Below are 9,595 nucleotides of genomic sequence, written 5' to 3'. Positions count from 1 at the left end.
CGGCTGGCATGTCAGCTTCCTGATGCTGGGCGCGGCCTTCCTGGCGGTGACCGGCGGCGAGGCGATGTATGCCGATCTCGGCCATTTCGGCGCCCCCGCGATCCGCTTCGCGTGGTTCGGTCTCGTGCTGCCGGCGCTGTTGATCCACTATTGCGGGCAGGGCGCCCTGATCATCGCCGATCCCGGTGCGATCGAGAATCCGTTCTATCGGCTCGCCCCCGACTGGGCCCATTATCCGCTGGTCGCCCTGGCCACGATGGCGACCGTCATCGCCTCGCAGGCGGTGATCTCGGGCGTCTATTCGTTGACCCAGCAATCGATCCAGCTCGGCTTCATGCCGATGATGCGGGTCGTCCACACAGACCGGGACGAGCGCGGTCAGATCTATGTGCCGGCGGTGAACTGGCTGCTGGCCGCAGCGACCCTCACGGCGGTGGTGGTGTTCGGCTCCTCCGACGCCCTCGCCGGGGCCTACGGGATCGCGGTCTCGGCCCTGATGGGCATCACCACCCTGCTCGCCGCGCTCATCGCGCTGCGCTGGGGCTACAATCCGATCCTGGTCTTCGCGGTCAACGGCGCCTTCCTTACCCTCGACGCCGTGTTCTTCGCCGCCAACAGCGTGAAGCTCTTCGAGGGCGGCTGGTTTCCGCTGCTGCTGGCCGCCGCGGTCGCCTTCCTGATGCTGACATGGATGACGGGCAACCGCGTTCTCGAATCCGTCCGCCAGACCATGCGGATGTCCGAGGCGACCTTTCTCGCCCGACTGACCTCGCACCCGCCGGTGACGCTCCCGGGCACCGCGGCCTTCCTGACCGCCGCCACCGATGGCATCCCGATGGCCCTCGGCCGTCTGCTGGAGCGCAGCCGGTGCCTCCACGAGCGGATCCTCCTGATCACCGTCGTCTACGAGGAGGAGCCGGTCATTTGCGCCGCCGAGCGGGCGCAGGTGACGCTGGTTGCGCAGGGCATCCGCAAGGCGATCTCGAAGTTCACGCCCGGCATGGAACGGGTCGTCCTGCGGTACGGCTTCATGCAGACCGCCTCGATCCCCGAGGGGCTGCGATGCGCCGTGGCGAGCGGCCTCCTGCCTCCGGAATACCTCGAGGACATCACCTACTTCGTGGGCCACGAGGTGGTCATCCCGTCGCCGACCCATCCCGGCATGGCGCCCTGGCGGGAGGCGATGTTCAGCTTCATGAAGCGCAATGCCGAGCGCACCGGCGCCCATTTCGGCCTGCCGACCCGGCAGATCGTCGAGGTGGGAACCGAGATCGAGATTTGAACCGGGGCCCTGAACAGGGCCGCGCCGCGGCACGCCCGAAGGGCAGGGCCTCCACAGGCGACGGACCGCCATGACGGCGATGCCGAGCCCGCGCGGCGCATTGAAAACGGCCGCGTTCGCCAGCATATCGCCACCGCGATTTTCCCACAGCGGAGGCATGACCCGTGAGCGAGACGATTGAGCGGCACGAGTTCGGGGCGGAGGTAGGCCGGCTCCTCGACCTCGTCGTGCACGCGCTCTATTCCGACCGCGAGATCTTCCTGCGCGAACTCGTGGCCAACGCCGCCGACGCCATGGACCGGCGGCGGTTCGAGGCCCTGACCTCGGCGGCGAGCGCCCTGCCGGCGGACGCCAAGGTCCGCATCGCCCCCGACAAGGAGGCGCGGACCCTGACCGTGTCGGATGCCGGCATCGGCATGACCAAGGAGGATCTCGCCACCAACCTCGGCACCATCGCGCGCTCCGGCACGCGGGCGTTCTCGCAGACGCTGGAATCCGCCAAGGCCGAGGACCGGCCGAGCCTGATCGGCCAGTTCGGCGTCGGCTTCTACTCGGCCTTCATGGTCGCCGACCGGGTGACGGTCACGTCGCGCCGCGCCGGCAGCGACGAGGCCTGGACCTGGGCCTCCGAAGGCCAGGGCAACTACACCCTGGAGCCTGCCACCCGGGCGGAACCCGGCACCGACATCGTGCTCCATCTCAAGGGCGACGCCGACGAGTACCTGGAGCCTTACCGGCTCGACCATCTCGTGCGGAAATGGGCCGACTTCATCACCGTGCCGATCGCGGTCGTGCGCGACGGCAAGGACGAATCGGCCAATCAGGGCACCGCGCTCTGGCGCAAGGCGAAGTCCGAGGTCACCGAGGAGCAGTACGAGGCGTTCTACCACTCCATCGGCATGAACTTCGACAAGCCCTGGGCGACGCTCCACTGGCGCGCCGAGGGGCAACTCGAATTCGCCGCGCTGCTGTTCATCCCCGGTTCGAAGCCCTTCCAGGCGCTCGAGAACGAGCGGCAGAGCAAGGTCCGGCTCCACGTGCGGCGGATGTTCATCACCGACGAGGCCGAACTGCTGCCGCCCTGGCTGCGCTTCGTCCAGGGCGTGGTCGATACCGAAGACCTGCCCCTCAACGTGTCCCGCGAGATGCTGCAATCGACCCCGGCCCTGGCGCGGATCCGCCGCGCCGTGACCGGCCGCGTCGTGTCCGAACTCGCAACCCGCGCCAAGGACGCCGAGGGCTACCAAGCCTTCTGGGAGAATTTCGGCCCCGTCCTTAAGGAGGGCATCTACGAGGATTTCGAGCGCCGGGGTGAGATCGCCCCGCTCCTGCGCTTCCGCTCCTCGGCGGTGGAGGGCTGGACCTCCCTGCCGGATTACGTATCCCGCATGAAGGATGGCCAGGAGGCGATCTACTACCTCGTCGCCGACGATGCCGAGGCGCTGAAGTCGTCGCCCCAGCTCGAGGGCTTCAAGGCGCGCGGCCTTGAGGTGCTGCTGCTCTCCGATCACGTCGACGCCTTCTGGCCCGACCAGCTCGGCAGCTTCGAGGAGAAGCCGCTCCGCTCGATCACCAAGGGTGGGCTCGACCTGTCGAAGTTCGCCCTCGAGGGCGAGCAGCCGGAGGCGCCCGAGGGCATCGATGCGTTCGTGGCCGCCGTGAAGACCGCGCTGGGCAGCGAGGTCTCGGACGTGCGCACCACCGACCGGCTGGTCGACTCGGCGGTGGTCCTGTCCGCCGGGACCGGAGGCCCAGACCTGCAGATGCAGCGGCTCATGCGGCGGGCAGGGCGGGCCGGGGCCGGGCAGCCGGTCCTGGAGATCAACCCGCGCCATCCGCTGATTCGGGCGCTGGCCGCGGCACCCGAGTCGGAGGTGCCGCAGGCGGCCGGCACGCTCCTCGACCTCGCCCGCATCCAGGATGGCGACAGCCCCCGCGACCCGGCGGCCTTCGCCCGGACTGTGGCGGCGGCCCTGGCGGCGGCGCGCAGCGCGTAGGACTACGGAGACACGCGCCGGGCGCAGGCGGAAAGCCGGGCGCGGCGTGTGTCTCCACACACATCCGCGCCGGACGATTGTCGGTTCGGTTGATCATTCGGAAACGGTCGAGCCATAACTTCGCCACCGGTCGGGATCATTGCCCGGCCGATGGCGCGGGCGCGGTGGGGGCCGCAGGCGTCTGAGCCGAACCCTCTCGCGCGCGTCAGGCGCGCCTCACGGACGCTGCATGAACCCGGTCGAGGCTGAAGCCGGCAACGGACAGGCGGTCGCGGCGGCGCGGACCCGGGCCCATGCCCGGGCGTATCGCCACAGCGGACGCGTGCGCACCATGCGCCGCATGATTCCGGTGGTCGCCGGGGGCTCGGTGGCGCTGCTGCTGGGGTACCTGTTCAATCCTTTCGCGGCCCAGCTGCCGGGTGTCTCGGTCGGTCCGGTGACGCTGGCGGGCTCGAAGGTCCGCATGGAGAATCCGCGGCTATCGGGCTTCCGCCAGGGAACGCGCGGCTACGAGGTAACGGCGGACGCCGCCCTGCAGGACGTCCGCAAGCCGAGCCAGATCGAGCTGCAGCAGATGCGCGGCCACATCGCCACCGACGACCAGGGCGGCATCGCCCGGCTCTCGGCGGTGTCGGGCCTGTTCGACACGGCCCGCGAGGCGCTCGACCTGAAGGACGACATCCGGATCTGGACCGACAAGGGCGAGGAGGTGCGCCTGCGCTCGGCCGCCGTGGCGTTCAAGACCGGCGCCATCAGCTCGCAGGAGCCCGTCACCGTTTCGAGCCCGCGGGCCACCGTGAAGGCCGACACCCTCGACGTCGTCGAGAACGGCAAGCGGATCTCCTTCGTGGGCAAGGTCCAGGTGGTGATCCTCAACGAGGATCAGGCCGAGAAGCCGCAGGCCCGCATCCTGACGTCGGACGCCCAAGCCGCGGACGGTGCGCGATGAGCGCCGCCCGCATCGTCTGGGCCGCCCTGGCGGCGGGGCTGGTTCTCGCCGGCCCGGCTTTCGCCGAGAAGTCCGCGCGGAAAGATTCGCCCTTCGGGAATATCGGGGGCGGGGGCAAGGACCCGATCAAGATCGACGCCGACCGGCTCGACGTGTTCGACCGGGAGAACAAGGCGATCTTCGCCGGCAACGTCGTGGCCGTGCAGGGCGACAGCACCATCCGGTGCTCGACCATGACGGTCACCTACAAGCGCGGCAAGGACGCGCCCGGCAAGGGTGCCAAGGGCGAGGCGAAGGAGGAGGGGGCCGAAGCGGCGCCCCGGAATCCCGCCGAGAACGGGATCCAGAAGGTCGATTGCGCCGGTCCGGTGACGGTGGTGCAGAAGGATCAGGTCGCCACCGGCGACCATGCGGTGTTCGATCAGGACGCCAAGCGGATCGTGCTGACCGGCAATGTCGTCCTGAGCCAGTGCCAGAACGTCACCCGCGGCCAGCGGCTCGTCTACGACATGAACACCGGGCGCGCGAACATGGATCCGGTGGCGGGCGGCCGCGTCTCGGCCCTGTTCGTGCCCGGCGAGAAGTCCGACGCCAAGGACGGCAAAGCGAAGGGCTGCACGCAGCCGCCGCCCAGGCCGAAGGCGCAGGTCGATTGAGCGGCGCCGTGGCGTTCCAGGCTGGCCCGCAGGACCCGGCGGGCCGAACGAGCTGGCTCGGCCGCCTGTTCGGCCGGCGCGCGCGGCAGCCGGACGCGGCCGAGGCCGAGGGCTGGTCCGCGGCCGAGGCGGGCGGCCTCGGCATCCTCAGCGTGAGCGGCCTGCGTAAGAGCTACGGCGCCCGCACGGTGGTCCACGAGGCCGGGCTCACCGTCCGCACCGGCGAGGCCGTGGGACTGCTGGGCCCGAACGGCGCCGGCAAGACCACGATCTTCTACATGATCACCGGGCTGGTGGCGGCCGATCGCGGCCACATCACCCTGGACGGCCTGCCGATCACGCACCTGCCCATGTACCAGCGGGCGCGGCTCGGGATCGGCTATCTGCCGCAGGAGGCCTCGATCTTCCGCGGGCTCACCGTCGAGGACAACATCCGCGCGGTGCTGGAGGTGGCCGAGCCCGACCGCAAGGCGCGCGCCCGCAAGCTCGATTCCCTATTGGAGGAGTTCGACATCGCGCGCCTGCGCAAGTCGCCCTCGATCGCGCTCTCGGGCGGCGAGCGGCGACGCTGCGAGATCGCCCGGGCGCTCGCCTCCTCGCCGACCTTCATGCTGCTGGACGAGCCCTTCGCGGGCATCGACCCGATCGCGGTGGGCGACATCCAGGATCTGGTGAAGCACCTGAAGCAGCGCGGCATCGGCGTGCTGATCACCGACCACAACGTCCGCGAGACGCTGGGCCTGATCGACCGGGCCTACATCGCCCATTCCGGCCGCATCCTCACCGAGGGCACGCCGGAGGAGATCGTGGCGAACCCGGATGCGCGGCGCCTGTATCTCGGCGAGGATTTCAGGCTTTAGGCCGGACTTCGCCATTACGAGGGGAGCGAAGACGGGGCGGAGGCGGCCGCGCCTCACCCCTTCCAGTTCTTGAGCGCCGCGAACGGGCTGTCGGAACCCGCGGGCTTCTCCGGGTTCAGCACCGGCTCCACCTGCGCGATCGCGTCCGCCATCGAGAAGGCCGAGCCGCTCTGGAGCCGGCCGCCCGCCGCGTCGCGGTGGCCGCCGCCGCGGAACAGGCGGGCGCCGTCGAGCGCCGTGCCGTCGTTGGAGCGGAACGACAGCGTGCCCATCCGCTGGACGTTGACGACGCGCTTGGCGCGGCCCGCATCCATGATCAGGTCGGAGACCCGCTGGAAGGTGCCCGAATCGAGGGCGAAGGACAGGAGCGTGCCGTCCTTCAGCGGGCGGAACAGGGCGTCCGAGCGGGCGAGGGCCCGGGCGAGGCGCATGCGCGTGGTCAGCGTCGGATCGTCGTCGGGCGCCTCGCGCAGCAGGGCGTCGACCACGCCGGTGCGGATCTCCGAGGCGCGCCGCTCGAGTTCGGCCGGGTTGGCGCCGTCCCGCAGGGACGCGGCGGCCGCGAGCAGGATGTCGGACACGAACCGGTCGTGCCAGGGATGACCGACCGGCACGTAGCTCGACACGACTTCCCAGAACAACTCGTCCAGGGCGAGCCCGCCGCGGAAGGCCGGGCTTTCCTTGCGCCAGAGGTCGACGGCATCGACCGCGGACAGCAGGCTCGACAGGTCGGTCGCGGGTTCGTGCGTGGCGAACAGGGCCCGGTGTTCGAAGGTCATCCGCGTGGCGCAGATGTCGTCCTCGATCAGCACGGCGATCTCGGGATCGCCCAGATCGATCCGGTGGAGCGCCGGGCGCGCTGCATCGGCGGTCGCCTCCAGGCCCAGCCGGCGCATCTGGTCGAGGGACGAGGCGTGGTGGTCGAGGACCACGAGGCGGTGCTTCTGCCCGTCCTCCCGGCGCCGGTTCATCGCGGCGAACTTCCTCAGGCCCGCGATGGTCTGCTCCTCCAGGCCGAGATCCGTCATCAGCAGGATCTCGCGCTCCGCCGCGCGGCCGAGACGCTTGATCTCGTCCTCGAAGACCGGGCCGACATCGCTGTAGCGGGGCACGTGGACGACGCGCTCGACCGTGGCGCAGGCGGCGGCGACCGTGGAGGCGCCGTAGCCGTCGAGGTCGTGGTGGGTGATCTGGATCAGGCGCAACGGTCCGGACTCGAAGGATGACGGAGCGGCCGGTCTACGACGCCCGGCGCCGCGAGGCGAGGGGTAGCGGACCTTCCGTCCGGCCGCGTTCGGTGCAGAATGGTGCCGGGCCGCCACGAGTCGCACAGGACCGGCCGGCCACGGAGACCCTCAAGGGGCCCGCCATTCCGGGAGGATACGATGGCCTTGGCCGCAACGCCGCGCGTGCGCCGCATCCAGACGATCTCGCTTGCCCTTCTCGTGACGGCGGGCGTGGTCAACTACGTCGACCGGGCCACCCTGGCGGTGGCCAACCCGCTGATCCGGGAGGATCTCGGCCTCTCGATCCCCGAGATGGGCTTGCTGCTCTCGGCCTTCCTCTGGGCCTACGCCTTCGCACAGCTGCCGGCCGGTGTGCTCGCCGACCGGTTCGGACCGCGCCTGACGCTGACGCTCGGCCTGACCTGCTGGTCGTTCGGCCAGATGCTCGGCGGCGCGGTGACGTCGTTCTGGCAGTTCGTGAGCGCGCGGATCGTGCTCGGGATCGGCGAGGCGCCGCATTTCCCGACCTGCGCCCGGGTCTCCCGCGACTGGTTCAACATCCGCCAGCGCGGCACCGCCACGGGCATCTGGAACTGCGCCTCCTCGCTCGGGACCTTCCTGGCCCTGCCGCTGCTGACCTTCCTCATGGTAAGCTTCGGCTGGCGGGCGATGTTCGTGATCATGGGGGCGGCCGGCCTCGTGCTCGCCGCGATCGTCTACGGGGTCTTCCGCAACCCGCGCGAGACCGACCTGACGCCGGGGGAGCGCGCCTTCCTGGAAGAGGGCGATGCCCCGAATGCCAGCCGCCCGGTCACCTGGAGCGCGTGGCGCCGGCTCTTCGGGTTCCGAACCAGCTGGGGGATGATCGTCGGCTATTTCGGCTGCATCTACATGACGTGGCTCTACACCGCGTGGCTGCCGAGCTACCTCGAGATCGAGCGGCACTTCACCCTGCAGAAGACCGGCCTCGTCGGCTCGATCCCCTTCGCCTTCGGCGTGCTCGGCGGGATCCTGGGCGGCCGCGTGGTCGACATGCTGGTCCGCCGGGGCGTCGACCCGATCCGCAGCCGCAAGATCCCGATGGTCGGATCCCTGGTGGCGACCGCCGCCTGCACGGTCGTGGCGGCCCTGACGCCGAGCGACACCCTCGCCATCGCCTGCATCTCGGCCTCGCTCTTCCTCGTCTACGTGAGCTCGTCGTCGGCCTGGGCGATGGCCTCCGTGGCGGCGCCGGCCAGCTGCACGGCGTCGCTCGGCGCGATGCAGAATTTCGGCGGCTATATCGGCGGCGCCCTGGCGCCGACCGTGACGGGCTTCATCGTCGGCGGCACGGGCCATTTCTCGATGGCCTTCATCACCGGGGCGGTGATCGCCCTGGTGGCGGCGCTCGGCTACTGGACGCTGATCCGGGATCCCATCGCCGACGAGGCGCCGGAGGGTCCGGTGGTCGGTCAATTCAGGGCCGCGCGATGAGCAGGCGGACGGTCTCCGCTGACGTCACCCCCGCAGGTTCGGCGCAGCCAGGATCAGGTCCCGGAGATGCGTGCGGGCCGTGAAGCTGCCGCGCATCAGGTCCACGAAGGTGGCGGCCGGTCCGTCCCAGTCGTGGCGCGCGGCATGGGCCCGGGCGGCGGTCGCGTCGAAGGGCAGCCGCCCCTCGATCGCCGCGCCCATCAGTTCGGCGAGCCGATCCACCCGGTCGGGGGCGTCGGGGTCGAAGTAGCTCGCCGCGCTGCCGCCGGCCTCCGGGATGGCCGTCAGGCTCGAGGCGATGACCGGCGTCCCCCGGGCGAGGCTGTCGAGGACCGGGATGCCCCAGCCCTCGCCGCGGCTCGGGAAGACCAGGGCGGCGGCCCGGGCGTAGAGGTCGGAGAGCCCCCGGTCGTCGATGCCGGCGATGTGCACCGCGTCCGGCGTCCGGGCAAGGCGGTCCAGGGTCTCGGGCCGCTCGCCGTCACCCTTGCCCACCACGATGAGCCGCGCCGCGCCCTCCGGCAGCCGCGCGAAGGCATCGAGGACGAGACCGAGATTCTTCCTCGGCTCCAGCCGGCCGACCATGAGCAGGTACGGCCGCCCGTCCGCAAGCGGGGTCCGCTCCGAGACCGCCTGCGGCGGGGTCGAGCCGCAGCGCACCTCGGCGATGCGGTGGCGTTCGATGCCGTAGACCTTGGCGATGGAGTCGCGGCTGTAGTCGGAAATGGTCAGAACCAGCTTGGCGCGCCGGGCCGAGAGCCGGGTCAGGATCTTGTTCCGCCAGCGCATCGACCAGGGAAAGAATTCGGGGTGGGTCTCGAACAGGATGTCGTGGACCACCACCACCTGCCGGTCGCCCGGCACCAGCGGCGGGGCGATGTAGGTGGTGAGCAGCGTGTCCAGGCGATCCCGCAGGAACAGCCACGGCCAGACCAGGGTCAGCCGCACGGTCGCGGGGACCCGCGGCAGCCGCCGGTGCTCGATGTTGCCCCCCGAGACGATGCGGGCGCAGGCCTCCGGATCGCCCGAATAGACCACGTAGGTGGCGTCGGGGTGCTGGGCGGCGGCCCGGCCGATGATGTTCACGAGCCAGGTCCGGCTGCCCTGCGGCTTGCCGGTGAGCACGTGCGCGTCGACGCCGATGCGAAGCAT

8 protein-coding genes are annotated in these 9,595 nt (G+C 70.6%); 6 read left to right on the top strand and 2 right to left on the bottom strand.

Annotated features, from left to right (window positions below):
• The 5 genes from BM396_RS14480 to lptB all read left to right on the top strand — a co-directional run.
• Positions 1–1,282: KUP/HAK/KT family potassium transporter (locus BM396_RS14480; protein ID WP_091955124.1), on the top strand; the 1,282-nt coding region annotated here is incomplete at its 5' end.
• 164 nt (positions 1,283–1,446) lie between these two features.
• Positions 1,447–3,279 (top strand): molecular chaperone HtpG, encoded by a 1,833-nt coding sequence (gene htpG, locus BM396_RS14475; protein ID WP_043350981.1) that lies wholly within the window; start codon positions 1,447–1,449, stop codon positions 3,277–3,279.
• A gap of 229 nt (positions 3,280–3,508) precedes the next feature.
• Entirely contained in the window at positions 3,509–4,228 is a 720-nt protein-coding gene (gene lptC / locus BM396_RS14470) for an LPS export ABC transporter periplasmic protein LptC (RefSeq protein ID WP_043350977.1), read from the top strand.
• Positions 4,225–4,884: an LptA/OstA family protein gene (locus BM396_RS14465; protein ID WP_043386965.1), complete on the top strand. Its 660-nt coding sequence runs from the start codon at positions 4,225–4,227 to the stop codon at positions 4,882–4,884. The genes lptC and BM396_RS14465 overlap by 4 nt, the downstream gene beginning before the upstream one ends.
• Before the next feature lie 65 nt (positions 4,885–4,949).
• Positions 4,950–5,744, top strand: coding sequence for an LPS export ABC transporter ATP-binding protein (lptB, locus tag BM396_RS14460; protein WP_085987650.1), 795 nt, complete (start codon positions 4,950–4,952; stop codon positions 5,742–5,744).
• A 53-nt stretch (positions 5,745–5,797) separates the two neighbouring features.
• Here the strand turns inward: lptB and BM396_RS14455 are convergent, their stop codons facing one another.
• A complete protein-coding gene (locus BM396_RS14455) occupies positions 5,798–6,949 on the bottom strand; it encodes a dimethylmenaquinone methyltransferase (RefSeq protein WP_043386967.1) in 1,152 nt (383 codons plus the stop codon).
• 180 nt (positions 6,950–7,129) lie between these two features.
• Between BM396_RS14455 and BM396_RS14450 the strand changes: the two genes are divergently transcribed.
• The gene (locus BM396_RS14450) at positions 7,130–8,443 is read left to right on the top strand and encodes an MFS transporter (protein ID WP_043386971.1); all 1,314 of its coding nucleotides are present in this window, start codon (positions 7,130–7,132) and stop codon (positions 8,441–8,443) included.
• Between the two features lie 24 nt (positions 8,444–8,467).
• On the opposite strand, the gene BM396_RS14445 is transcribed toward BM396_RS14450, so the two are convergent.
• Positions 8,468–9,595: a glycosyltransferase family 4 protein gene (locus BM396_RS14445; RefSeq protein WP_043386974.1), complete on the bottom strand. Its 1,128-nt coding sequence runs from the start codon at positions 9,593–9,595 to the stop codon at positions 8,468–8,470.

Origin of the sequence: Methylobacterium sp. UNCCL125, assembly GCF_900116795.1 — a bacterium.
Classification (GTDB): Bacteria; Pseudomonadota; Alphaproteobacteria; order Rhizobiales; family Beijerinckiaceae; genus Methylobacterium; species Methylobacterium fujisawaense.
Note: the sequence above shows the minus strand (reverse complement) of the source record. Positions and strands in the feature narration are given on the sequence as shown.